23 protein-coding genes and 3 pseudogenes are annotated in these 23,852 nt (G+C 34.3%); 17 read left to right on the top strand and 9 right to left on the bottom strand.

Annotated features, from left to right (window positions below; genetic code table 11):
• From SAGCYANO_RS42555 to SAGCYANO_RS42535, 5 genes and pseudogenes are all read left to right on the top strand, one after another.
• Positions 1-323 (top strand): hypothetical protein (locus SAGCYANO_RS42555; protein WP_202225521.1); only part of this gene is annotated, 323 nt, incomplete at its 5' end.
• 37 nt (positions 324-360) lie between these two features.
• Positions 361-2,298, top strand: a complete 1,938-nt coding sequence (cobN, locus tag SAGCYANO_RS42550) for a cobaltochelatase subunit CobN (protein WP_375340104.1) — start codon at positions 361-363, stop codon at positions 2,296-2,298.
• A 398-nt stretch (positions 2,299-2,696) separates the two neighbouring features.
• Positions 2,697-2,861: pseudogene (locus tag SAGCYANO_RS42545) on the top strand (cobaltochelatase subunit CobN); the annotation flags it as partial.
• Positions 2,862-3,258: 397 nt separating this feature from the next.
• Positions 3,259-3,363, top strand: a pseudogene (locus SAGCYANO_RS42540) (hypothetical protein); the annotation flags it as partial.
• A gap of 96 nt (positions 3,364-3,459) precedes the next feature.
• On the top strand, positions 3,460-4,071 hold the full coding sequence (locus tag SAGCYANO_RS42535) for a hypothetical protein (protein WP_202225518.1): 612 nt from the start codon (positions 3,460-3,462) through the stop codon (positions 4,069-4,071).
• A gap of 675 nt (positions 4,072-4,746) precedes the next feature.
• Here SAGCYANO_RS42535 and SAGCYANO_RS42530 read toward each other — a convergent pair.
• On the bottom strand, positions 4,747-5,358 hold the full coding sequence (locus SAGCYANO_RS42530) for an SGNH/GDSL hydrolase family protein (protein WP_202225517.1): 612 nt from the start codon (positions 5,356-5,358) through the stop codon (positions 4,747-4,749).
• Positions 5,359-6,031: 673 nt separating this feature from the next.
• Between SAGCYANO_RS42530 and urtA the strand changes: the two genes are divergently transcribed.
• From urtA to urtD, 5 genes are all read left to right on the top strand, one after another.
• Positions 6,032-7,306, top strand: coding sequence for an urea ABC transporter substrate-binding protein (urtA, locus tag SAGCYANO_RS42525; protein WP_202225522.1), 1,275 nt, complete (start codon positions 6,032-6,034; stop codon positions 7,304-7,306).
• A gap of 1,963 nt (positions 7,307-9,269) precedes the next feature.
• Complete coding sequence (locus SAGCYANO_RS42520; RefSeq protein ID WP_202225516.1) at positions 9,270-10,427, top strand: branched-chain amino acid ABC transporter permease; 1,158 nt, start codon at positions 9,270-9,272, stop codon at positions 10,425-10,427.
• 416 nt (positions 10,428-10,843) lie between these two features.
• Entirely contained in the window at positions 10,844-11,464 is a 621-nt protein-coding gene (locus tag SAGCYANO_RS42515) for a hypothetical protein (protein ID WP_202225515.1), read from the top strand.
• 46 nt (positions 11,465-11,510) lie between these two features.
• The gene (gene urtC, locus SAGCYANO_RS42510; protein ID WP_202225514.1) at positions 11,511-12,599 is read left to right on the top strand and encodes an urea ABC transporter permease subunit UrtC; all 1,089 of its coding nucleotides are present in this window, start codon (positions 11,511-11,513) and stop codon (positions 12,597-12,599) included.
• A 471-nt stretch (positions 12,600-13,070) separates the two neighbouring features.
• Complete coding sequence (gene urtD, locus SAGCYANO_RS42505) at positions 13,071-13,820, top strand: urea ABC transporter ATP-binding protein UrtD (RefSeq protein WP_202225513.1); 750 nt, start codon at positions 13,071-13,073, stop codon at positions 13,818-13,820.
• A gap of 418 nt (positions 13,821-14,238) precedes the next feature.
• On the opposite strand, the gene SAGCYANO_RS42500 is transcribed toward urtD, so the two are convergent.
• Both SAGCYANO_RS42500 and SAGCYANO_RS42495 read right to left on the bottom strand, forming a co-directional pair.
• Complete coding sequence (locus SAGCYANO_RS42500; protein ID WP_202225512.1) at positions 14,239-14,595, bottom strand: DNA-binding protein; 357 nt, start codon at positions 14,593-14,595, stop codon at positions 14,239-14,241.
• Between the two features lie 73 nt (positions 14,596-14,668).
• On the bottom strand, positions 14,669-14,839 hold the full coding sequence (locus tag SAGCYANO_RS42495; RefSeq protein WP_202218385.1) for a DNA-binding protein: 171 nt from the start codon (positions 14,837-14,839) through the stop codon (positions 14,669-14,671).
• Between the two features lie 61 nt (positions 14,840-14,900).
• Here SAGCYANO_RS42495 and SAGCYANO_RS42490 point away from each other — a divergent pair, with 61 nt between their 5' ends.
• Positions 14,901-16,136: an RNA-guided endonuclease TnpB family protein gene (locus tag SAGCYANO_RS42490; protein WP_202225511.1), complete on the top strand. Its 1,236-nt coding sequence runs from the start codon at positions 14,901-14,903 to the stop codon at positions 16,134-16,136.
• Positions 16,137-16,159: 23 nt separating this feature from the next.
• Here the strand turns inward: SAGCYANO_RS42490 and SAGCYANO_RS42485 are convergent, their stop codons facing one another.
• Positions 16,160-16,324: a hypothetical protein gene (locus SAGCYANO_RS42485; RefSeq protein ID WP_307786319.1), complete on the bottom strand. Its 165-nt coding sequence runs from the start codon at positions 16,322-16,324 to the stop codon at positions 16,160-16,162.
• A gap of 63 nt (positions 16,325-16,387) precedes the next feature.
• On the opposite strand from SAGCYANO_RS42485, the gene urtE reads away from it, so the two are divergent.
• Positions 16,388-17,140 (top strand): urea ABC transporter ATP-binding subunit UrtE, encoded by a 753-nt coding sequence (urtE, locus tag SAGCYANO_RS42480; RefSeq protein ID WP_202225510.1) that lies wholly within the window; start codon positions 16,388-16,390, stop codon positions 17,138-17,140.
• 173 nt (positions 17,141-17,313) lie between these two features.
• Here urtE and SAGCYANO_RS42475 read toward each other — a convergent pair whose 3' ends face one another.
• The 3 genes from SAGCYANO_RS42475 to SAGCYANO_RS48715 are packed head-to-tail and all read right to left on the bottom strand — an operon-like array spanning position 17,314 to position 17,975.
• Positions 17,314-17,595: a hypothetical protein gene (locus SAGCYANO_RS42475; protein ID WP_202225509.1), complete on the bottom strand. Its 282-nt coding sequence runs from the start codon at positions 17,593-17,595 to the stop codon at positions 17,314-17,316.
• A gap of 6 nt (positions 17,596-17,601) precedes the next feature.
• The gene (locus tag SAGCYANO_RS48720) at positions 17,602-17,865 is read right to left on the bottom strand and encodes an IS200/IS605 family accessory protein TnpB-related protein (protein ID WP_202225508.1); all 264 of its coding nucleotides are present in this window, start codon (positions 17,863-17,865) and stop codon (positions 17,602-17,604) included.
• Positions 17,844-17,975 carry a transposase gene (locus tag SAGCYANO_RS48715; protein ID WP_255502903.1) on the bottom strand — a complete coding sequence of 44 codons (132 nt, stop codon included), beginning with the start codon at positions 17,973-17,975 and terminating at the stop codon, positions 17,844-17,846. Before SAGCYANO_RS48715 ends, SAGCYANO_RS48720 begins: the two co-directional genes overlap by 22 nt.
• Here SAGCYANO_RS48715 and SAGCYANO_RS48710 point away from each other — a divergent pair.
• From SAGCYANO_RS48710 to SAGCYANO_RS42445, 5 genes are all read left to right on the top strand, one after another.
• Positions 17,917-18,045, top strand: a complete 129-nt coding sequence (locus tag SAGCYANO_RS48710; protein ID WP_255502902.1) for a hypothetical protein — start codon at positions 17,917-17,919, stop codon at positions 18,043-18,045. The genes SAGCYANO_RS48715 and SAGCYANO_RS48710 overlap by 59 nt on opposite strands.
• Before the next feature lie 714 nt (positions 18,046-18,759).
• Positions 18,760-19,932, top strand: coding sequence for a hypothetical protein (locus SAGCYANO_RS42460; RefSeq protein ID WP_202225507.1), 1,173 nt, complete (start codon positions 18,760-18,762; stop codon positions 19,930-19,932).
• Positions 19,865-20,269 (top strand): hypothetical protein, encoded by a 405-nt coding sequence (locus tag SAGCYANO_RS42455; RefSeq protein WP_202225506.1) that lies wholly within the window; start codon positions 19,865-19,867, stop codon positions 20,267-20,269. Before SAGCYANO_RS42460 ends, SAGCYANO_RS42455 begins: the two co-directional genes overlap by 68 nt.
• Before the next feature lie 31 nt (positions 20,270-20,300).
• On the top strand, positions 20,301-20,507 hold the full coding sequence (locus SAGCYANO_RS42450; RefSeq protein WP_202225505.1) for a hypothetical protein: 207 nt from the start codon (positions 20,301-20,303) through the stop codon (positions 20,505-20,507).
• A gap of 416 nt (positions 20,508-20,923) precedes the next feature.
• The gene (locus SAGCYANO_RS42445) at positions 20,924-21,178 is read left to right on the top strand and encodes a hypothetical protein (protein ID WP_202225504.1); all 255 of its coding nucleotides are present in this window, start codon (positions 20,924-20,926) and stop codon (positions 21,176-21,178) included.
• An 82-nt stretch (positions 21,179-21,260) separates the two neighbouring features.
• On the opposite strand, the gene SAGCYANO_RS42440 is transcribed toward SAGCYANO_RS42445, so the two are convergent.
• Together SAGCYANO_RS42440 and SAGCYANO_RS42435 are read right to left on the bottom strand one after the other, a co-directional pair.
• Positions 21,261-21,425: a hypothetical protein gene (locus SAGCYANO_RS42440; RefSeq protein WP_202225503.1), complete on the bottom strand. Its 165-nt coding sequence runs from the start codon at positions 21,423-21,425 to the stop codon at positions 21,261-21,263.
• 472 nt (positions 21,426-21,897) lie between these two features.
• Positions 21,898-22,778 (bottom strand): annotated as a pseudogene (locus tag SAGCYANO_RS42435) (IS630 family transposase).
• Between the last annotated feature and the right edge of the window lie 1,074 nt (positions 22,779-23,852).

Below are 23,852 nucleotides of genomic sequence, written 5' to 3'. Positions count from 1 at the left end.
CAGAAATAGAAGGTGTAACTTCCAACTCCTCCAGTTCCGAAAAAGACTCAGACTTCCTCTCGCCTTCTGAGCAAAATCAGGAGAAATTTGTCATAGAAATAGAAGGTGTAACTTCCGACTCCTCCAGTTCCGAAAAAGACTCAAACTTTCTCTCGCCTTCTGAGCAAAATCAGGAGAAATTTGTCATAGAAACAGAAAGTTTAGCTTCTGAGTCTCTCCGTCCTACGGAGAAAAATGAGGAGAAATTTTCTACAGAAACAGAAGGTGTAACTTCCAACTCCTCCAGTTCCGAAAAAGACTCAGACCTCCTCTCGCTCTTCTGAGCAAAATAGGGAGCAATTTGTCACAGAAATAGAAAGTTTGTCTCCCGACTTCTCTAGTTCTGAAAAAGACTCAGACTTCCTCTCGCCTTCTGAGCAAAATCAGGAGAAATTTTCCACAGAAACAGAAGGTGTAACTTCCGAGTTATCTAGTTCCGAAAAATATTTATTTACCCCCTCTCTACCCTTAAAAAGAGAAGAGAAATTTGAAAATGATGAAAATGCTAGATTTGCGAAATTAATTACTAATGTAGATGGTTATCTCTGCGAATTAAAAGAAGCACAAATTCGTGATGGTTTACATATATTTGGGCAATGTCCTCAAGGTCAACAACTACGAGATTTAATCATAGCGATCGCTCGTCATCCTAGTAGTACTCGTTTGGGTTTAACTCGTGCTTTAGCTGAAGATTTAGGTTTAGAGTTTGACCCTCTAACCGACGATTTTTCTACAATTATTAATCACAACTTATTTATAGATGGAAAATCTTGTCGTACCCTGGGTGATGCTGTTGAGTTAATCGAGCAAAAAGTAGCTAATTTAGTCGAAAATTTAATTAACCAAAATCTGATTAACTCTCCCTTCCCACAGACAAACAAAGAATTAGAATGGATTCGCCAAAATCTTTTACCTTCTCTGCAAAAAACTAATCAAGAAATTACTAACTTATTAATAGGATTAGATGGCAAATATATCCCTAGTGGTTCATCTGGCGCTCCTACAAGAGGTAGACCAGATGTTTTACCCACAGGTCGGAATTTTTACTCTGTGGATATTCGTGCCATTCCCACAGAAACTGCTTGGAGAATAGGGCAATTAGCAGCAGAAAATTTAATTGAAAGATACACTCAAGAAAATGGTGAATATCCTCAAACTTTGGGGTTATCAGTATGGGGAACTTCTACGATGCGGACTGGTGGAGATGATATTGCTGAAGCACTTGCTTTATTAGGAGTAAAACCTGTCTGGGATAGACCTTCTCGAAGAGTTATCGACTTTGAAATTTTGCCAATTTCAATATTAGGAAGACCGCGTGTGGATGTAACTTTAAGAATTTCTGGTTTCTTTCGAGATGCTTTTCCTAATATTATCGATTTATTCGACCAAGCTGTTATTGCTGTGGCTAATTTAGATGAAACTCCAACAGAAAATCCTTTAGCTGCTCAAGTCAAAAAAGAAGTCAAATATTGGCAAGAATTAGGATTAACTGAAATTCAGGCAAAAGCACGTTCTCAATATAGAATATTCGGTTCTAAACCAGGAGCTTATGGTGCAGGTTTACAAGGTTTAATCGAATCTCAAAATTGGCAAGATGACCAAGATTTAGCCAGAGCTTATATTAATTGGAGTAGTTATGCTTATACAGGAATTAATAATAGTTATAACCAGGAAGCTAGAGCGATAAATTCTCCCGAAGCATTTTCCCAACGTCTCCAACAAATGCAAATAGTTTTGCATAATCAAGACAATAGAGAACATGACTTATTAGACTCCGATGATTATTATCAATTCCAAGGTGGAATGACTGTAGCAATTCGTGCTTTAACAGGCAAAAATCCTGATACTTATTTTGGCGATAATTCCATGCCAGAAAATCCTAAAGTTCGACAATTAAAAGAACAAATTGCTAGAGTTTATCGTTCCAGAGTAGTTAATCCTAAATGGATAGCTGGAGTCATGCGTCATGGTTATAAAGGAGCCTTTGAAATGGCAGCAACAATAGATTATTTATTTGCCTACGATGCTACAGCAAAATGTGTCGAAGATTTTATGTATCAAGGAGTAGCAGAAACTTATATTTTTGATGAGAATGTACAATCATTTATACAAGCAAAAAATCCTTGGGCATTGCGGGATATGGCAGAAAGATTATTAGAAGCAAATCAACGAGGTTTATGGCAGTCAGCTAATCAAAAAACCTTAGATAAATTGCAAGCGATCGCTCTAGAAGCAGAAGGGATAATTGAGAATTTATAATTCAGAATTTAAAATTGAGAATTTAAAATTGAGAATTTAGAAGTAATTTGTATCCACAAATAGTTAAAATTTTTATGAGAAAGTCAAGTCATATTTTGTCATTGTTATCCAACCTTTTGATTCAATAAATCCTTGGGTATTACGGGATATGGCAGAAAGATTATTAGAAGCAAATTAACGAGGGTTATGGCATTCTGCTAATCAAAAAATGTTGGAAAAATTTCAGGCGATCGCTCTCGAAGCAGAAGGAATAATTGAGAATTTAGAATTCAGAATGCAGAAGGAATAATTGAGAATTCATAATTGATAATTTAGAAGTAATTTGTACCCATAAATAGTTAAAATTTTTATGAGAAAGTCAAGTCATATTTTGTCATTGTTACCCAACCTTTTGATTCAAAAATCCTTGGGTATTACGGGATATGGCAGAAAGATTATTAGAAGCAAATCAACGAAGTTTATGGCAGTCAGCTAATCAAAAAACCTTAGATAAATTGCAGGCGATCGCTCTCGAAGCAGAAGGAATAATTGAGAATTTAGAATTCAGAATGCAGAAGGAATAATTGAGAATTCATAATTGATAATTTAGAAGTAATTTGTACCCATAAATAGTTAAAATTTTTATGAGAAAGTCAAGTCATATTTTGTCATTGTTACCCAACCTTTTGATTCAAAAAATCCTTGGGTATTACGGGATATGGCAGAAAGATTATTAGAAGCAAATTAACGAGGGTTATGGCATTCTGCTAATCAAAAAACCTTAGATAAATTGCAGGCGATCACTCTCGAATTAGAAGGAATAATTGAGAATTTAGAATTCAGAATGCAGAAGGAATAATTGAGAATTCATAATTGATAATTTAGAAGTAATTTGTACCCATAAATAGTTAAAATTTTTATGAGAAAGTCAAGTCATATTTTTGTCATTGTTACCCAACCTTTTGATTCAAAAATCCTTGGGTATTACGGGATATGGCAGAAAGATTATTAGAGGTAAATCAACGAAGTTTATGGCAGTCAGCTAATCAAAAAATGTTGGAAAAATTTCAGGCGATCGCTCTATAATCAGAAAGAATAATTGAAGAAAAAGGGATAACTTGAAAAGGGAATTTAAAGTGTTATTTTTAAATTATTACTTAGTATCTTTAACTTGGAAATACTATGAAAATAGATTGGAACTTTCCTGAACCACGCTTGGGTATTAAAGGTGGTATTGACAAATTTTGTGGCCCCGGAGCTACTCGTCTAGAGATGATTTTACAGTCAGTTGTACCGATATTTGCAGGTTTTGTTGCTGCATATTATGGGTATTTAGGTGAATTTGGATGGTCAGTAACACAATACTTGATTTGTTTTGTCATTGGGTTTGATATCATGGGCGGGATAATCACTAACTCAACATCAAGTGGGAAGCGTTGGTATCACCGTGCTGGTCAAGGTTTCACAGAACATATGTCTTTCATTTTGCTTCATTTTGTCCAAATTACTACGATCGCTTGCTTGTACATGGACTTCGATTTTATCTGGATCTTTACGGTGGGTGGCTATCTGGTTGTGGCTTCTACAGTAATTCTGATAATACCACTATATCTTCAACGTCCTGTTGCACTGACTCTGTATAGTATAGCCATTGTATTGTCGATTTATCTGTTAGAAACACCTGTAGGACTTGAATGGTTTCTTCCTTTATTCTATCTAAAACTATTAGTTAGTCATATATTACGAGAAGAACCTTACAGACCAGATAATGAGATTAAAAGGGATAATGCCTAGTCTTTTTAGTAAGGAATAAGGAATAAAGGAAGAAAAAAAGTAGATGAGTATGTATATTAATACATTTCAAGATTAGTTTTAGTCTTATTTTAACCGGATTTACCTAGAATTTTTATCTAAATAAAAATATTTATTTTCAGATAGTAGGCGATTAATTCCTGATAACTATAGCCATCCTATTTCAATTGTAATATTTTTGTGGTAGTTACGATTTAGGAGTCAGAATTTTCAAGATTTTTCGTCAATATTAACTATTAGAAAAATCCTCACAAATCATTTAGAATTACTATATCAAAATAATACTAGCTACTACATTTACTATTAACCATGAAAGTTCATTAATTGATAATGGATAATGAATAATGAATAATGGATAATTACCTCTTTAACAATTGATAATGGATAATGGATAATTATTTTTGTTTTGCTGGCGCATCACTTTGTTTTTCATCTTCCGTTTGCGTAGCATTCCGCAGGAAAGGAAAGCTTTCCGCAATTATCAATTATCAATTATCAATTATCAATTATTAATTATTAATTATTAATTATTAAGAGAGGCTTTAAACAGAATTGATTAATTATCAATTATCCATTGGTAAGGTACTGTTGTTTTCTGATTTGATGTTGCCTAAAACAAACGAATTTTACACCTGATAAGTACAAAAATTGCTATATTCAAATCAAACCAAATCTATAACCTTTTAAAACAGGCATTAATTGTTCATTTAATACCTTATATCCTGCTCGATTAAGATGGAGAAAATCTCTACTATATTCTGCCCTAACTTTTCCTTGTTGATTTACTAAAATATCTCTTGTATCAAAAATTATTACATCTTCGTTTTCCAATGAATAAATAAAATCATTTACTTCCTTAATTCCTGTAACTACTATATCTGGCGACCAAAAAATTTTTCTTTCAAGAGGTACTTCTGCCATAGGAAAAATTGTTGTCAGAATCACAACAGCACCAAGCTGACGAGATTGCCTGACAATTTCTTTTATATTTGATTTACACTCAGAAATAATTGTCTCTTTATTATCAGGAAATATTGGAATTCTGTATAAATCATTGACGCCAACTTGAACTATTACAATATCTGGAGACAAAGGTTTAATATGTTGATTCAATCTTCCTAAAACTTGCGCTGTAGTTTGCCCAGAAATACCTCGATTAATAAAATTAAAATCATCAAAACCTTTAGGCGAATTCCAACCACGGGCACGAGAATCTCCAAAAAAACTATATTTTTTGATTGGGATTTTTAGTCTGTTTGGGATTAGCATCAACAGGATAAAATTTTATGGCAAGTGGATTTAATTGTAGGGAGTTTAATTGTAAATAAAATTTTCTACTTCTGTTAAAAAATAGGAAATTCAGCCCTACTGAAACTAATATAATTATTGATAAACAGATAATTATCAATTTGTTTTTGTTCATAATTCAGAAACGCTAAAATCAAAGTTAAACTAATCTTAGCAAGAATTCAATAATTGATAATTGATAATTACCTCTTCGTTTCAGGGAGAGGATTGAATAAAAGGAAAATTTTTTCTCTCTTGGTCGATTGGATATGGCGAGGAGACCTCGCCATCCCCCGACCGCTTGTTTCTCCTTTAAAGGAGAGGCTTTAAACCTTAATTATTCGGTAATAGAAGGCAAAAATGACAACAATCTCATTATTGAACAGGGGAGTAGGGGAGTGGGGGAGAAGTAAAAATAATAACTAACATTAAACTATTGTATTGTCAAAGTTTTTAACCGATTAAATCTAACTTCTGACTCCTAACTTCTGTACGTTGCCAATGCGACGGGGACTTTTTTTCCTATGGAATGCTACGCAAACATCTCGACTCTGAATAGAAAATTACAGTCCTGGACTTCCCGCTGTTTCAGTTAAAAATGCCTAAGTCCTGGTACAGTTGAGTTTGAAATTAATTATAGTGAAGTATTTTTGTGATGGGTAAAGGATTAGAACGCAGAAAATTCTTAATTTATAGTTCAGCTGCTTTAGGTACGAGTATTTTTCTCAAAGCTTGTGGTGGCGCTAATAATACTACATCTGGGACTGACACAATTAAAGTGGGTATTCTCCATTCCCTCAGTGGCACAATGGCAATTAGTGAAACTACGGTAGTTGAAGCAGAAAAGTTAGCTATTGAGGAAATAAATGCTGCTGGTGGTGTATTAGGTAAGCAAATAGAGGCGGTTGTAGAGGATGGTGCTTCTGACTGGCCTACTTTTGCCGAAAAGGCAAATAAACTTATTGAGCAAGACCAGGTAGTTACTGTTTTTGGTTGTTGGACTTCTGCTTCTCGGAAATCAGTCTTGCCTGTTTTTGAATCTAAGAATCATATGCTTTGGTATCCGGTGCAATATGAGGGTCAAGAATGCTCGAAAAATATTTTTTATACGGGTGCTGCTCCTAATCAACAAATTGAACCTGCTGTAGATTGGTTGTTGGAAAATAAGGGAAAGGAATTTTTCTTGGTTGGTTCTGATTATGTTTTTCCTCGTACTGCAAATACGATTATTAAGGAGCAGTTAAAGGCTAAGGGTGGTACTACTGTTGGTGAAGATTATTTACCTTTAGGAAATACGGAAGTTACTCCGATTATTACTAAGATTAAACAAGCTTTACCTAATGGTGGAGTGATTTTTAATAGTCTTAATGGTGATAGTAATGTTGCCTTTTTTAAACAGTTGAAAGGTGCTGGTATTACTCCGGAAAAATATCCGGTTATGTCGGTAAGTATTGCTGAGGAAGAAGTTAGACAAATTGGCAAAGAGTTTCTTATAGGTCATTATGCTGCTTGGAATTATTTCCAAACTGTTGAGACAGAGGCTAATAAAAAATGGGTGGAAGATTTTAAGGCAAAATATGGTGAAGACCGAGTAACAAATGACCCAATGGAAGCTGCTTATATTATGGTTTATCTTTGGAAACAAGCAGTGGAAAAAGCTGGTACTGCTGATGATTTAGAAGCAGTAAGAATGGCGGCTATCGGACAAACTTTTGATGCTCCTGAAGGTTTGGTTACTATGAATGCTAATCATCATATTTCTAAGACTGTGAGAATAGGTCAAGTTCGTGATGATGGTTTATTTAATATAGTTTGGTCTACTGAAGGAGCTATTCAGCCTATACCTTGGAATCAATTTGTTCCAGCAACTAAGGGGTTTGCTTGTGACTGGAGTGACCCTAATAAAGGTGGTAAATATAAGGTCAGTTAACAGCTTGATCAGTGAACAGTTATCAGTTATCAGTTATCAGCTTTAACAGTTATCAGTTATCAGCTTTATTAATTGTGGTTGATAACTAGAGTTACTTGTTATTCTGGTTTAATTTTCTGGTTGAAAATGTAGTAGAAGTCAAGCTAATGTTTACTTCATTTAAACTCTACTTGAAAAAGCTGAATGCTCAAGCTAATAAATGAATACAAAGTCAGTTAACAGTTATCAGTTATCAGTTATCAGTTATCAGCTTTATTAATTGTAGTTGATAACTAGATATACTTGTTATTATGCTTTAATTTTAGGGTTGAAAATGTAGTAGCAGTTAAGCTAATGTTTGCTTCATTTAAACTCTACTTGAAAAAGCTGAACGCTCAAGCTAATAGCTGAATACAAAGTTAGTTAACAGTTATCAGCTTTATTAATTGTAGTTGATAACTAGATATAATTGTTATTCTGGTTTAATTTTAGGGTTGAAAATGTAGTAGCAGTTAAGCTAATGTTTGCTTCATTTAAACTCTACTTGAAAAAGCTAAACGCTCAAGTTAATAGCTGAATATAAAGTTAGTTAACAGTTATCAGTTATCAGCTTTATTAATTGTAGTTGATGACTAGATATACTTGTTATTCTGGTTTAATTTCCGGGTTGAAAATGTAGTAGAAGTCAAGCTAATGTTTACTTCATTTAAACTCTACTTGAAAAAGCTGAATGCTCAAGCTAATAAATGAATACAAAGTCAGTTAACAGTTATCAGTTATCAGTTATCAGTTATCAGCTTTATTAATTGTAGTTGATAACTAGATATACTTGTTATTATGCTTTAATTTTAGGGTTGAAAATGTAGTAGCAGTTAAGCTAATGTTTGCTTCATTTAAACTCTACTTGAAAATGCTGAACGCTCAAGCTAATAGCTGAATACAAAGTTAGTTAACAGTTATCAGCTTTATTAATTGTAGTTGATAACTAGATATAATTGTTATTCTGGTTTAATTTTAGGGTTGAAAATGTAGTAGCAGTTAAGCTAATGTTTGCTTCATTTAAACTCTACTTGAAAATGCTAAACGCTCAAGTTAATAGCTGAATATAAAGTTAGTTAACAGTTATCAGTTATCAGCTTTATTAATTGTAGTTGATGACTAGATATACTTGTTATTCTGGTTTAATTTCCGGGTTGAAAATGTAGTAGAAGTCAAGCTAATGTTTGCTTCATTTAAACTCTACTTGAAAATGCTGAATGCTTAAGCTAATAGCTGAATACAAAGTTAGTTAACAGTTATCAGTTATCAGTTATCAGCTTTATTAATTGTAGTTGATGACTAGATATACTTGTTATTCTGGTTTAAATTTAGGGTTGAAAATGTAGTAGAAATTAAGCTAATTTTTGCTTCATTTAAACTCTACTTGAAAAAGCTGAATGCTCAAGCTAATAGCTGAATACAAAGTTAGTTAACAGTTATCAGTTATCAGTTATCAGCTTTATTAATTGTAGTTGATGACTAGATATACTTGTTATTCTGGTTTAATTTTAGGGTTGAAAATGTAGTAGAAGTCAAGCTAATGTTTACTTCATTTAAACTCTACTTGAAAAAGCTGAATGCTCAAGCTAATAGCTGAATACAAAGTTAGTTAACAGTTATCAGTTATCAGTTATCAGCTTTATTAATTGTAGTTGATGACTAGATATACTTGTTATTCTGGTTTAAATTTAGGGTTGAAAATGTAGTAGAAATTAAGCTAATTTTTGCTTCATTTAAACTCTACTTGAAAAAGCTGAATGCTCAAACTAATAGCTGAATACTTAGCAAAAAGCTCCTGAATGATGACTATAGAAATCTTAAATAGATTTTCATATCAGGTCTCATTAATTAGTCATAATAAATCAGCTACCCCTAGTCATCTAAAGATGACTAACTTCCTCTTTTTCACTTCTTCCTTCTTCCCTCTTCCTTCTTCCTTAATATAATGCAAGAATTATTAATCGCTATATTTAACGGCATAAGTATTGGTTCAGTCTTATTAATTGTCGCTCTAGGATTAGCTATCATTTTTGGACTAATGGGAGTAATTAACTTAGCTCATGGTGAATTAATGATGTTAGGTGCTTATACTACTTTCGTAGTTCAAAATATTTGTAATAGCATAGGTTCACCTATGTCTAATATATATATTTTTTTCGCCATTCCTATTGCCTTTATAGTTGTAGCGATCGCTGGTTTAATTTTAGAAAAAGGGGTGATACGTTTTCTCTATGGTAGACCTTTAGAAACTCTACTAGCAACTTGGGGAGTTAGTCTGATTTTGCGTCAATTTGTCCGCAGTGTAAATGGAGTATTAATTATTGGGATAACAGTTTTTTGTCTGTTTTATTTTGGCAGTCTTTATTTGCTCAAAAAACGTCGTTCTGATTGGGAAAAAATTAAAAATTTAGCAATAGCAATTATTTGTTTCCTGTCTTTAGCGATCGCTACTACTTTGGGATTTTTATTGACAAGTCCTGGATTAACAAAACCTTGGTTTAGTTCTAGAAATGTTGATGTTACTGCCCCTGTTTGGTTACAGGGTGGATTACCTATTGGTGAGTTTCAATTACCTTATTCTCGAATTTTTATCATTATATTAACTGCCATAAGTTTGCTAGGAATTTACTTGTTTTTGAATAAATCAAATTGGGGTTTAAGAATTAAAGCTGTTACTCAAAATAGAAGTATGAGTGCTTGTTTGGGTATTCCAACAGACCGGATTGATGCTATTACATTCTCTTTGGGTTCGGGGTTAGCTGGAATTGCTGGTTGTGCAATTACATTATTAGGTTCAGTCGGTCCGAATACAGGGCAAAATTATATAGTAGATGCTTTTATGGTTGTGGTAGTTGGTGGGGTAGGTAATTTATTTGGTACTGTTATTGCTGCTATGGGAATTGGGATTACAAATTATTTGATTGGTTCAGGAACTATAGCTTTAATTTTGGGAAATACAGAAAGTCTAAAATTTTTAACTGACTTATTCAATTTTTTGGCAACTACTAGCATGGCAAAAGTAACAGTATTTGCTTTAATTATTGTCTTTTTACAAGTTAAACCAGCAGGTCTATTTCCCCAAAAAGGACGAACTAATAATTAATAATTAATAATTAATAATTAATAATTATTAAGCACCTAAACAAAATTATTTACCTACTCTAATTTTATGTAATGCACATTTTTAGATGAAACAATGCACTAAGTTTGGTTAAGTGACAGCGCAAGGTAACAATACTCTATCTAGAGAGAAGCTTTTACGCAAATAAATAAAAATTAACATAATTTATGTTCCCAAGGCATAGAAGCGTGTTACGTCATGTCTGGTTAAATAGTTAATTAGAGTTTGTAGCAGGGCTTTAGCCCTAAGTTGTAGATAGGGCTTCAGCCCTACTACAAACAAAAACTTTTTTATCACTGGTTATCCGGACATGACATTATTTGAATGAGAAAATTATGTCTCAGTTCCTGCTCAGGATGCTAGATGAAAAATGTACACCTCAATACAATTACATATTTATGGTTACAAGATTTGTTTCATTAAAAGGTCAACCTATTCATAAGGGACATTGTTACTTAATAAGAAGTATGCTTGATGAGTACAGACAAGGAGATGATATTGTTATAGGGATAGTAAATCCATACCCTTTAGATACTTTAGATTTATCAAGAAATAGGAAGCCAGAAAATTTTTATCCATCAAGGAACCCTCTTTCATACTATGAAAGAACATATTTATTGAGGCATTATTTAACCAGTTTGTTTGTTGCATACGATCCAAAAATTGTCTCGTCTATTGTGATCACTCCTTATTTTGTTCCGACAATACACTCACAAACTTTGATGTATAATTACTTAGATGTTCAAATAAATAGTATTGAGTATATTTCAGACAAAGATCAATTTGAGCTTGGAAAAGAAGAAGAACTCAGACAAATAGGTATATCTGTAAAGTTTATTGAAGCATTAAGAGATAAAAAAGGTCAGCATTATAGCGCCAACAAGATACGAAATGATATATGCAATCAGTTGGATACGAGTGATGCTTTTGAGCCAATAATCTTGCGTTTAATGGAAAGTAAAAACTTATTTTCTACGATACGAGAGCGTGTTTTAGAAAGAGTTAAATTGGAGAAGTAAAATTTGTAGTGGACTGTTTCACCTAAAAAAATAGTGCATTAATTTTATGATTAAAAATAAACATAATAAATTATTAATTAAAATCGGCATAATAGCACCAATAACTTTAATATTTGCCATTATAATGCCATTAACCTTACCAGGATTTAGACTAAAATTATTAGGGCGTTTTCTCTCTCTAGCAATTGTGGCTTTAGGTATAGACTTAATCTGGGGTTACACTGGTTTATTAAGCTTAGGTCATGGCATATTTTTTGCACTAGGAGGTTATGCCTTAGCAATGCACCTAAAACTACAATTGCCAGAAGGAGAATTACCAGAATTTTTCACTCTTTACGGTGTCGAAAAACTTCCTCTATTTTGGCAGCCTTTTCACTCTTTTTCTCTCACAATTTTAGCAATTATAATTTTGCCTGCTATTGTGGCAGCAATTCTCGGTTATCTAGTATTCAAAAATCGAATTAAAGGAGTCTACTTTTCCATCCTTACTCAAGCAGCTTTACTGGTATTTTTTAACTTTTTCAACGGTCAACAAAAACTAATCAACGGTACAAACGGTTTAAAAACAGATACAGAAAAAATTTTCGGTATTTTAGCAGGCTCAGACCAAGCACAATTAATATTTTATGAAGTAACAATTATTAGCCTTATCACCACTTATTTAATTTGTCTTTGGCTAACCAGTGGTAGATTTGGTCGTCTATTAATCGCCATTAGAGACGATGAAACTAGAGTAAGATTTTCTGGATATAATCCCACCGAATTTAAGGTTTTAGTATTTGCTATTTCTGGAGCTATTGCCGGAATTTCTGGAGCATTATATACAGTTCAAAGTGGCATTGTTACCCCTAGTTATATGGAAGTAGCTTTTTCAATTGAAATGGTTATTTGGGTAGCGGTAGGAGGTAGAGGAACTTTAGTCGGTGCAATTATTGGTACATTATTAGTTAATTTCGGACGTACTTTTTTAAGCGAACAATTTCCTCAAATCTGGTTATTTTTCCAAGGTGCGTTATTTTTATTAGTCGTGACAATATTACCTAATGGAATAGTTGGTTGGTGGCAAGAATATACTTGGCTAAAGTTGCGATCGCTTCTTGAAATTCAAAAGTCAAAAGTCAAAAGTCAAAAGTAATACAGCTATCTTACCTGTGATAGCCATTTGAAGTTCAAAAGTAGCACAATGAAATCTACTGTATAATTGATAACTAGATATATCCAGAAAAGAGGGAGTAGGGAGAAGGGACAAAGAATTGATAATTTCTGTGGGATAGTTAATTTTATTTTTTATTGTTGGAGATGTCTACTGATAACTATAGCAATATGATTTGAGTTGTGAGATATTGGAGACTTTAATCAATTATACTAGCTATTTTTAAGCATATCCGATCAATGTCTACATTTTTGTAGCATTCTTTTTTCAAATTGATATAAGAATAAGAAAACTGCTATATTCTATGCTTTAAAGGAAAACCTTAATTATCACATCTGATTCCTGATTGCTATATTAAAAAAGCGGTCAGCAGTAAACGTTTAGAAGGGGATTTAAACCAGAGCTGCTAAAAGCTGATAGCTGATAACTGATAACTGATAACTGATAAAAAGCGTGGTAGAAAAAATTTTAGAAATTCAAAATTTAACCGTTAGTTTTGATGGTTTTAAGGCTCTAAATCACCTCAATTTCACTATGAAAGTTGGTGAATTGCGAGTTATTATCGGTCCGAATGGAGCTGGAAAGACTACTTTTTTAGATGTAATTACTGGCAAAGTTCAACCAACAATAGGAAAAGTATTATTTAGAGGTGAGAATTTAATGAAAATTCCCGAGCATAAGATAGCTTGTATGGGAATTGGGCGTAAATTTCAAACACCTAGAGTATATCTAAATTTAACTGTTAGAGAAAACTTAGATTTAGTTATCAATCGCCACAAAGGAGTAATTGCTACTTTATTTCGTAAGGTTCCTTCAGCAGAAATTAGAAGTGTGGCTGGTTTATTAGAAACTATAAATTTAGTAGGAAAAGCAAATATTAAAGCTGCTTTTTTATCTCATGGTGAAAAACAACGTTTAGAAATAGGTATGTTAGTTGCTCAATCTCCTGACCTATTATTAGTAGATGAACCCGTAGCTGGTTTGACTGATGAGGAAACAGAAAATATAGGTTCTCTTTTGTTAAACTTGGCTGCCAGTCATTCAATTATTGTCATTGAACATGACATGGAATTTGTGCGTCAAATAGCCAAAAAAGTAACTGTTTTACATCAAGGTTCTGTACTTTGTGAAGGAACTATGGATGAGGTGCAGAATGATGCAAGAGTTATAGAAGTTTATTTAGGGGCTGTTGAAAAAATTTGAGGTATGATAATATGCTAACGAAAAGCTATTTTTCCGTTTTCAAACCTAATTTTTATACCAAATTCAAAAAAGGTAGTTGCATCTTAATTGGTAATTTATTCCTACAATAAAAAATAATCAATTCCATAAATTATAAAAATTAAACATTTTTTCCTCTTTTTTATAATGCTTTTCTTTCCCTGGTCTCTATATTATGATTTTAGCAATATTTTATGAAATTGGTATTATTGATATTACTATTTTATTGATTTTTCATCCGTTGGATTATTTTGATAGTATAAAAATTGATCGCTCATACTATGCTCGAAAAAATAATGTGACAAAGCTATGCTTACAGGCAAAAAGCAACAGAAATTTTTACCAAACATTTTATCGCGCTTGGTTTTACTGAAAACTTGAAATGTTTAAAGTTGAAATATCAGGTATATCTATAAGGTCGCCTTGCTTTTGAAGGATTAAACTTAGTATCAACAAATTGCACCGGAGAATAAGTTTCTATCCACAAAGTTGCCCCGCAGGATAGAGGATTGTAAGGCTGATATACTATACGGCACTCACCATGAATTTCCATTTGATAACCCAAATCATTATGCTCTCCTTGTTTCATGGTAATTACTGGTACCAGTTGTTCAGGAGTCATCAAAGGATCGTTTTTGATTCTCTTACCATTAGCTTTAATTTTCCTTTGATTTACATGAATCCTTGTTGGTGCTTGTCGTAGCCCCTTACACCAAACACCTTGAGGACCTCTTTTACCTGGTATAACAACAGGCATTCTATCAGTGTTGTTTAAAGAGGACTCCCATTATAATCTTTGATTTAACAGTGAGATGAATTTAAAACAGCAATTAATTGAGCGGTAGCGAATCCTTTAATTGAGCTTGAGGTCGTTTTGGCAAACTTTTGCAGTAATCTTGAATTATTTCAGACATTGATACTTGCATAATTTCTGCATAATACTCTAGTCTTTCTTTTTCATCATCAGTTAATCTTACTACAAAATTTTTTTTCCTAACCATTGACTGTATATACAATTTGCGTTACAGTGTAAGTATATATAGAAATATCAAATATTGTCAAGTGATAGCTTTAACTTATCAGTACAAACTTAGACCAAATAAACAACAAGAAGCAGAAATTAATCAGATTCTTGATGTATGTAGAAGTGTGTATAATTATGCTTTAAGAGAGCGTAAAGACTGGTTAAGTTCAAAAAAGTCACCAATCAATAGTTGTTCAATTATTTCGGAATATATTATACCTGCTGACACTCCTTATCCTAGTTATAATAATCAAGCAAAAAGTCTAACCATAGCGAAGAAAACTAATCCTAAATTAAAGTCAGTTTCGGCTAAGAGCCGACATGAAAATGCTCAAGTATTACAACAAACTTTAAAGACTTTAGATAAAGCATTTTCTGAGATGAAAAGTTTGGGTAAAGGCTTTCCTAGATTTAAGAAAAAGTTAAGAAGCTTTGTTTTTCCTGCAATGCTTAAAAATTGTTTAGGTTCTACTAAAGTTAAACTACCTCAACTTGGTTGGATTAAAATTAGACAAAGTAGACCTTATCCCGAAGGTATGACAGCTAAACAAGCTAGGATAGTTAAAAAAGCTAGTGGTTATTATTTGATGATTACTTTTACTTCATCAGAATCAGTGCCAGATAATCCAGTAGGTAAAGTCTCATTAGGCTTAGATGCAGGTATAGAAAGTTTTGTAGCTACTTCCACAGGACAATTAATTAAATCTCCTAAGTTTTTGTTAAGTAAACTACGCGAGCTTAAATTGCTGCAACGAAGACTTAAAAAGAAAACAATTAGGTCAAATAATTGGTTCAAATTTCAAAATAAAATAGCTAAACTACATGAAAAAATAGCTAATACTAGACGTGATTGGCATTTCAAATTAGCTCATAAACTTTGCAATTTAGCTGATAATATTTTTGTAGAAAATATTAACTTTAATTCTTGGTCTAGAGGTATTGTCAGGAAGCAATCTTTAGATAGTGGAATAGGTCAGTTTATTAACGAAATCTTACCTTTTGTTTGTTGGAAACGAGGTAAATATTATGCAAAAGTTGATAAAAATCATACTTCTCAAGAATGTCCTAGATGTGGTCATAGACAGAAAAAAAAATTGTCTCAAAGAAGTCACAATTGCAACAGTTGTGGTTATCAAATAAATCGTGATATTGCTGCTGCAAAAGTAATTAGAAATAGAGGACTAATAGCGGTAGGGCATACCGTTAACCAAAATGCTTGTGGAGACGGTCTGGCGGGGGTGCAACTCAGTTTGTTTGATTTGTTACCTAGTTAAGAGTTTGAAACAAGAATCTCCCGTTATAATCTTTGATTTAACGGGCGAGTGTCAATATATAGAGGAATCTGCCAGAATCCTTTACGCTTGTAAGCCCCTTTGATTCTACCTTGAGCAAGAAGGACTCTAACTCGTTGACAACAAATACCTAACAAAAAAGCTGCTTCTCTAGTTCCAATGATAGTCATTTTTACTCTAGCACTATAGTTTTTACTTAATTAAAATATAAAATTAAAAAACATCAAAAAATTATGAATTTTAATCTACAGAATAAGACTGGACAAAATCAAATTAATTATACCACCTTACAAGTATCTAATATAAATGTATTTTATGGAGAAAGTCATATTTTGCGCGATGTTGATTTAAGCGTGAAACCAGGAGAAATGGTATGTTTAATCGGTAGAAATGGAGTGGGCAAAACAACATTACTAAAAACAGTAATGGGACTACTCAGGCCACGGACAGGAAAAATTAATTTATGGGGTAAAGCGATCGCTACTCTCCGACCAGACCAACGCGCTCGTCTAGGTATTGGTTATGTACCCCAAGGTAGAGAAATTATACCCAGATTAACAGTCAAAGAAAATTTATTGCTTGGTTTAGAAGCAAGAAAAGAAAATAGAAAAGGAAAAAATGAAATTCTGGAAGAAATATTTGAATTATTTCCTGTTCTGAAAACAATGTTATCTAGAATGGGAGGAAATTTGAGCGGGGGTCAACAACAACAATTAGCGATCGCTCGTGCATTGATGGGTAAGCCCAATTTACTTTTGTTAGATGAACCGACCGAGGGTATTCAACCTTCTATTATTTTAGAAATAGAAACTGCGGTGAGAAATATTATTAAAAGTAGAGGTATTTCTGTTTTATTGGTAGAACAACATCTCCATTTTGTGCGTAAAGCAGACCGATATTATGCAATGCAAAAAGGAGGAATTGTGGCATCAGGAAATACTACAGAATTAAGTCAAGAAGTCATCCAAAGATTTTTAGCAGTTTAATATCAAACCTGTTTCCAGTTTCCTCTTGGCAAATAAACTTGCCAAAAAAGGTACTATAATCTATCACAAATATTATGTATAGATATGGAGAGGAATCTAGTTGACATTCCGCAGGATAAATCCACGCGAATTCTTAAGCAGAATAAATTTGCCGGGATAAATCCACGTCAAATTTAACCCTTAATGGCATAGCCAAAGATGCCTAAGCGTCTGTCTGGGATAAACCCATTCAGGTTACTTTTTAATCCAATATTTGCTGCTCCATTGCAGTCAGCATTAATCAATTTATTTTCCTTAGTTTTGTACAAACCACGTTTGATTCTTTTGCCACTAAACCTATATTCAGTTGAATTATGACCATGATAAACAGGTATATTATCTCTATCCAAAAAACTAGCCTTAGAAGTATAAGACTCCTCTTGTTCTAAATAAGTTAATCCATATCTTTCACACATAGCTTTTCACTTTAATCTCAAACTATACTGTGGTATCTGCACAAATTTTTGATTAGTTTTTTTGCCTAAGTTGATATCTTTTTTGATTCCTGGATTAACACCTACAACAATCGTAGATATTTGATTTTGACTACACCAGTTAATGAGATATCTAACTGCTTTATTCAGATAATCCCTTACTTTATTGTTTCGATTGACTGTAATGTTAATCTGTTTCTTAGTCAACCCTTTAATACCTTGTTTATCCTTTAATGACTGTAATAAGTGCATTTTCGCGTTTTGTACCACTGGTTGATTGATTTAAGTTTTCTGCCGTCCAAAATGAACGACGACCCAGTATTTGATACACAGGTAGCTAAATTATTTAAACCAAGGTCTATAGCTAAAGCTTTATCAGTTTTTTTGGCTGGTTGTGGTTCAACTTCAGTAATAAATTCAACTGCCTCCTAGGTCGGAGCTACGCTTTCAAAAAACCTAGCATCATATCTAGGAATTACTCTAACTTCCTTAAGGTTTTTATCTATTAATCTATCCGGAAAAGGGATTTTTACGGACCCATACTCAGCCTTAAACTTCCTAGACATTGGGATATTAAAATATCCGTTTTTGACAATAATTCGAGGTATAATCAAAGGAAAATACCCCTCTTTATTTAAGTATCTAGGCATTGGTATTTGTTCAAAGCGATACAGCCTCTCATTAGCAGCTTTTATTAAGTTGAAAAAAGCTCGAAAAGACCTATCAACAACTTTTAATGTTTGTTGTGCAATATCGGTTTGAAGTAGCTGGTAATTTGCCTCTTACAGAGGAGCTTTCCTACGGAATGCTACGCAAACGCTTTCATTATCTTTGCAGTGATGATAATTAGATTCGTATCTGAGATACCCACCTTCTGCAAAATCAAACTGTCTCACAGCAGTATTGGCCTACATTGTACATATTTTTGGATAATTTACACAACTGTTTGAGAGCTTTAAACTCTTGAATGGACAAGTTCCTGATTTTGTTCTTTTGGGTCAGATAAATTTCAACTATTATCGCCATATAGTATAAGTATAGCGAAAATAATTATGAAAGGCAATACTTAGATGACAGGTCAAAACCTGTCAGTTAGTTTTCATCGAGGGGTTAAAACGCCCTAGTTTCCCACATCCCTAAATTTTTATGACTAGAATCCATTCATCCGACGCCACTCCTGAACGTAGTTGGCAACAGAATATAGAAAATCAATTCCATAGTACTAGACTTTCATCTAGCTTACTTAAATCTTTGACAGCAACTATTTTGCTCACCCTAACTGCTGGATGTATTCCCACTCAAAAGTTTCAAAGCAAAATATCTCCAACCTCAGAGAAAAATCTTATATCAGTTAATAACTGTGATTTAACTTCCGCCAAAGAAAATAACTCACAAATTTCTCTAGTTTCTCAAAATTCCAATGCTACTCAATGTGCTTCTGTAGACCCGTTCAGTCAAGCAGTTAGGTTTGCCACAAAAGGCTCACAGTTAGCTCAGACCGCGAGAACTAAACAACAGTGGGATAAAGTTGCCCAAGAATGGGTACAGGCAGTTGCTTGGATGCAAGCTGTACCCCCAGGAAACCCCAGACGTGCTTTTGCTGAGAAAAAAGTTGCTGAGTATATGAGAAATTTAGCTTACTCTCAAAAACAAGCAGCTTCTGCACGTTCTCAATATAATCCTGTTTCCTTCAATAGTGATGTTCTTGACACCCAGTTAGAGCTTTACTTATCTTTCGTTGCTACTGTCGGTCCGCCAGATGTCTTAATTGTGGGTAGTTCCCGCGCCTTATACGGGATCGATCCCCAACAACTACAACAATATTTAGTAGCTAAAGGCAATCGTCCGTTAAACATATTTAACTTTAGCATCAATGGGGCCACTGCTCAAGTAGTAGACTTTCAACTGCGACAACTTTTGAGCAATAATCAACTGCCAAAATTAATTATTTGGGCGGATGGAGTACGAGCTTTTAATAGTGGACGAGTAGATCGAACTTATAATTCAATTGTTGCTTCTGAGGGAAAAAGAAAATTACTTTCAGGTGTTCGTCCCCAGTTACCTCGCGCTCAATCTAACTTTGCTTCTACCTGTTATCAGTTTCCCAAACCTTATAATGTATTTGCACCTCCCTACTCTCCTTTTGAGATATCGCGAGGGGAAGCAATGGAAATTAATTATAGTGAACAGACAACAACAGTGCGACCCCGCGTCAGCAACAGACCCAAGCGGTTGGAACCAAGTGAAAACCTTGCTATGGGAACCTGCAGCAACAGAGGGAAAGCGCAGCAACACAGGAAATACCGGAGTAGGGAATAATTCTAATACTCTTTATCCTGACTATTTTAAGACTACCCAATATTCTTATAAACCTCTATCGCAAAACTCCTCAAATTTAACATCTCATCCTCAATATTCTACTCAACTTGTACAAGCAGTAGCGATCGCCGATGTTGCCAATGCTATTGATGCTAATGGGTTTCTGCCAATGGATGGGCGATTTAATCCTTCCTATTACTATCAGCGACGACCTTATGTAGCAGGACTTTATGATGGCGACTATGCTGGTTTTTATCTTGGAGGTACTCAGGCTACAGCATTAACTTCTGTTGTTAATTTTACTAAATCTCGCAATATTCCTTTTAGTTTTTGTTAATTTACCTCTATCTGATAGTTATTTAGACTCTGTGCGTTGGTCTGCGGAAGAAGACTTTCATCGATGGATGCTGAGTCGGGCAAGAGAAAATGGCTTTACATTCCTAAATTTCAATTTATATCAGCCTCAACTTGCCAAAAATGAATATTTTTTTGACCCCAGTCATCTAAACCGTTATGGTGCTGCTGCTGTAGCTCGTTATATTGCTGCTAGTTCTGGAATTTCTTGGCCACGTTGAAGTAGGTGGTAGGTGGTAGGTGGTAGGTTTTAGGGATATTCTATGGAATGTCCCTACTTTGGAGAAGGTGGTAGGTTTTAGGCTCTATATCAAGTTCGGATAATTAGGGTTTGCTGAAAAAAGCAAAGTGTGGGGGTGGGGAGTGGTTCGTGTGGGGAGGGTCGGAAGACAGAGAAAGGTAGGAGGAATAATTGTTCTTTGATTTTTCTGCCCTCTTCACTCCAAAATTCTCACTTTTTGAGGGTAAGTGAATTGAAACAGGCACACTTTTTTCGATTAAATTGGTTTTTATTCAATAAATATTGTATCATATTGTTAGTTAAAAACTTAGATTATGAAAGCTAGATTTAAGTATCGTATCTATCCCACACTCGGACAAAAATACCGAGAGCGCAAAGCTATTTGGTTGTGTCCGTGTGGTTTGTAATGATAGTCTAGCTTGCTGCCAAGAAAAGTATAAATCAGCAGAAAAGAAACCCACTAATACTGAACTACAAAAGCTTTTTATTACTCAAGCTAAAAAGACTGAATACAGACAATGGTTATCAGAAGTTTCTGCTATACCATTGCAACAATCATTGAATGATTTAAATCGTAGGGGCGATTTCCTGCGGAATGCTGCGCAAACGCGAATCGCCCCTACAAACTTTTTCAAATCGACTAAAGGTTAACAGAAAGGTAGACCTATTAAACCTCCTAAATTTATGCATTAGAAAGTCACGCGCAAACTGCTAGATTTACACTCATGAGGGTTTAAAATTGGTCAACACAAAGTTTAGAAGCGCCAAGATAGGAAAACTGAAAGTTGTTTCGCCTGTGAGAGTTACCTGCTGCCCCATCATCAGTAACAGTAATCAAAGATTGTAGGGGCGAATCGCCCCTACTAGATATTTCTTGAGTTTTGTAGTAGAAATACAACCAGAAATCTTACCTCAAACTGATAATTCAGTAGGTATAGATTTAGGTATCAAAACCTTTGCTACGGTAGGGACGTTGCATGCAACGTCCGTACATGGTATAGCAATGAGCGCTGGTATATTTACATACTACTCTTGTATTTGATATAGGACAAAGTTATGCTACATGAGAGATATTTTTCACAAACCATGCGATAGAACTCCGTTCCGCTGTCGCGATCGCGCCTACCTTAAAGTTTGATAGATTCGCGCGTTTGACTTTGATTTAACAGACACAGGACTTAGGTAAATACTATATATATAGTGCTAGGGAACAGGGAACAGCCGAATGTTAAAGGCTTTCAGGATTTATAAATGTCAAGAGCCTTAATGCATAGTCCTATATATGGACAATAGAGCGATCGCTATGATTTTTTCAGCGATCGCTTTCTAGAGCGACTCAATCCTATAGGAATAATTGATATCTTTCACTACTATGGAAAAATTTGAGGATTTTCTATAAAAGCTGCATCCACACAGTCTCTAAAATTCTCAAAGAATTTGAGTCTTTGTCTCATCCAATTTTTTAATACAAACCACCAGCGTTCTATCTTGTTAAAATAGGCGTGAGTATGGTGGTAAATACCAAATTTCACACTTAGCTTTAGCCACTAATTCTTCAATATAAACTGACTTATGAAATGTTGCGTTATCCAGTATGATAGCTTTTTCCTTGTTGTAATTTTGGTAGTAAAAAAATTTTTAACCAATTCTCAAACAAATTACGATCACAACTTCCTGTAAATGTTAAAGGAGCAAACATTTTTGATTGATTTATAGCTGCAATCCAACTTACTCTCTCAGTTCTTTTTCCCGACTTCATACCTGGTACTCTTTTCCCTTTCACTCCATAACCATAAGGATAATCTTCTCTATTATCTATTCCGGCTTCATCTACATATACAATATTTTTTGGGTCTATTTGATTCAGTTTTAAGGCAAATTTTTCTCTTTCTAACTCATCTCTTTCTTGATAACCATAGGTTTTTTTTTACGAGTCAAACCAAGTTTTTAAACTTCTACTAATAGTAAAACGACTACAATTTCCCCATTTTGCAGCCATTTGTTTTTGAGTTTGATCATGATTAGTCTCAACAAATTTCTCAAATTCTTTCCAGTCTTTAATTTTAGGTGCTTGAGGAGGAGGTACACTGGCTTTAGGGACTGTTGAACCTGTTACTAAATATTGGTCTCTCCACTTATGAAGAGTAGGTCGGCTTATCTTTAAGAGACGACTTACACGATTGATAGACATACCATTATTAATAAGATTAAGAGCACGTTCGCGTAAATCTTGACTATAAGGATGTACCATAACACTCACTAATTATTTTCAGATTATCGATCATAAATTATAAACTGTCAATTGTAAAGACTTGAACAAGCATCCTGAAAACTTTGACGAAGACGCGATCGCGTAATTTATGAAAAATATAGGTCATACAGTTGCTGTAATACTACTGTATATTTATATGTAGTATGTATATATATCAGCGCACATTGCTATACAAAGATTGATGCACCAAAACCCCTCAAAAAACGAATTAAGAAGTTAAGAAAGGTAAAAGTTTGTCATTATCTAATAAAACTAAAGGCTCTAAAAGGTATGAAAAAGCACGGGTTAGAGTAGCTAAATTCCATGCCAAGCTGAAAGATACGCTTAACAGATTTTCTACATAAATTATCTACTAAAATAATTCGTGAAAACCAAACAGTTGTTTTAGAAGTATGACAATGTTTCTGGTATGATTAAGAACCGTAACCCACCCCCATCCGCTCCCGGGAGAGCAAGAGGGTGGGTATCAGGTAGGTTGGAGACAATTCAGAACATTCCTAGATGGAATTGCTGAAAAATATGGTCGTGAGTTCAGAGTAATTAGTCGCCCTTGAACCCACATCTCAAACCTGCTCATGCTGTGGGTTTAAAGGTGGAAAGTTAGACCTTCAGGTGCGAGAATAGGAGTGTCTCAACTGTGGTGCAAAACAGGTTCTTAGACGAGAATGCAGCAATAAATATATTAGTCGCGGGCGGGCAGTCCGAGACATTAAACGGACGTGGAGGCAAGCATAACCCACCCCATCCCCTCCCGGGAGGGAGCAAGAGGGTGGGTGCAGCAGCCTGTGTTAGCGGTAGCTATGCGAAGCAAAACGTCAACCCGGCGAGGGGCTTCGGCTGGGTGAAATCCCCGCGCTTTTAGGCCGGGGAGGATGTCAAGATCGCTTCTTCTGCTTTGTTGCACTACTTCTAGAAATAGCCTCAGCGATCACACTGAGTTGATATATTTATAGCGGAAATAGCGTAAGTGTCAGCACGGATTTAATTTACTGATTTTTGGGAATTTAATATTGTCTAAAAGCTTTATAGATATACTTTTCAGATGTTTTTATC

It is taken from the genome of Okeania sp. KiyG1, from assembly GCF_014132355.1.
Classification (GTDB): Bacteria; Cyanobacteriota; Cyanobacteriia; order Cyanobacteriales; family Microcoleaceae; genus Okeania.
This window is presented reverse-complemented; position numbering and strand designations above follow the sequence as displayed.

What these genes read in the sequence shown, in the direction of transcription:
- SAGCYANO_RS42475 (WP_202225509.1), bottom strand. Translation starts at nt 17,595, where the DNA reads ATGTGTGAAAGATATGGATTAACTTATTTAGAACAAGAGGAGTCTTAT.
- SAGCYANO_RS42530 (WP_202225517.1), bottom strand. Translation starts at nt 5,358, where the DNA reads ATGCTAATCCCAAACAGACTAAAAATCCCAATCAAAAAATATAGTTTT.
- urtC (WP_202225514.1), top strand. Translation starts at nt 11,511, where the DNA reads ATGATTAAAAATAAACATAATAAATTATTAATTAAAATCGGCATAATA.
- SAGCYANO_RS42500 (WP_202225512.1), bottom strand. Translation starts at nt 14,595, where the DNA reads ATGCCTGTTGTTATACCAGGTAAAAGAGGTCCTCAAGGTGTTTGGTGT.
- SAGCYANO_RS42535 (WP_202225518.1), top strand. Translation starts at nt 3,460, where the DNA reads ATGAAAATAGATTGGAACTTTCCTGAACCACGCTTGGGTATTAAAGGT.
- SAGCYANO_RS48710 (WP_255502902.1), top strand. Translation starts at nt 17,917, where the DNA reads ATGAACGACGACCCAGTATTTGATACACAGGTAGCTAAATTATTTAAA.
- SAGCYANO_RS42520 (WP_202225516.1), top strand. Translation starts at nt 9,270, where the DNA reads ATGCAAGAATTATTAATCGCTATATTTAACGGCATAAGTATTGGTTCA.
- urtE (WP_202225510.1), top strand. Translation starts at nt 16,388, where the DNA reads ATGAATTTTAATCTACAGAATAAGACTGGACAAAATCAAATTAATTAT.
- SAGCYANO_RS42515 (WP_202225515.1), top strand. Translation starts at nt 10,844, where the DNA reads ATGGTTACAAGATTTGTTTCATTAAAAGGTCAACCTATTCATAAGGGA.
- urtA (WP_202225522.1), top strand. Translation starts at nt 6,032, where the DNA reads ATGGGTAAAGGATTAGAACGCAGAAAATTCTTAATTTATAGTTCAGCT.
- SAGCYANO_RS48720 (WP_202225508.1), bottom strand. Translation starts at nt 17,865, where the DNA reads ATGCACTTATTACAGTCATTAAAGGATAAACAAGGTATTAAAGGGTTG.
- SAGCYANO_RS42495 (WP_202218385.1), bottom strand. Translation starts at nt 14,839, where the DNA reads ATGGTTAGGAAAAAAAATTTTGTAGTAAGATTAACTGATGATGAAAAA.
- SAGCYANO_RS42460 (WP_202225507.1), top strand. Translation starts at nt 18,760, where the DNA reads ATGACTAGAATCCATTCATCCGACGCCACTCCTGAACGTAGTTGGCAA.
- SAGCYANO_RS42485 (WP_307786319.1), bottom strand. Translation starts at nt 16,324, where the DNA reads ATGACTATCATTGGAACTAGAGAAGCAGCTTTTTTGTTAGGTATTTGT.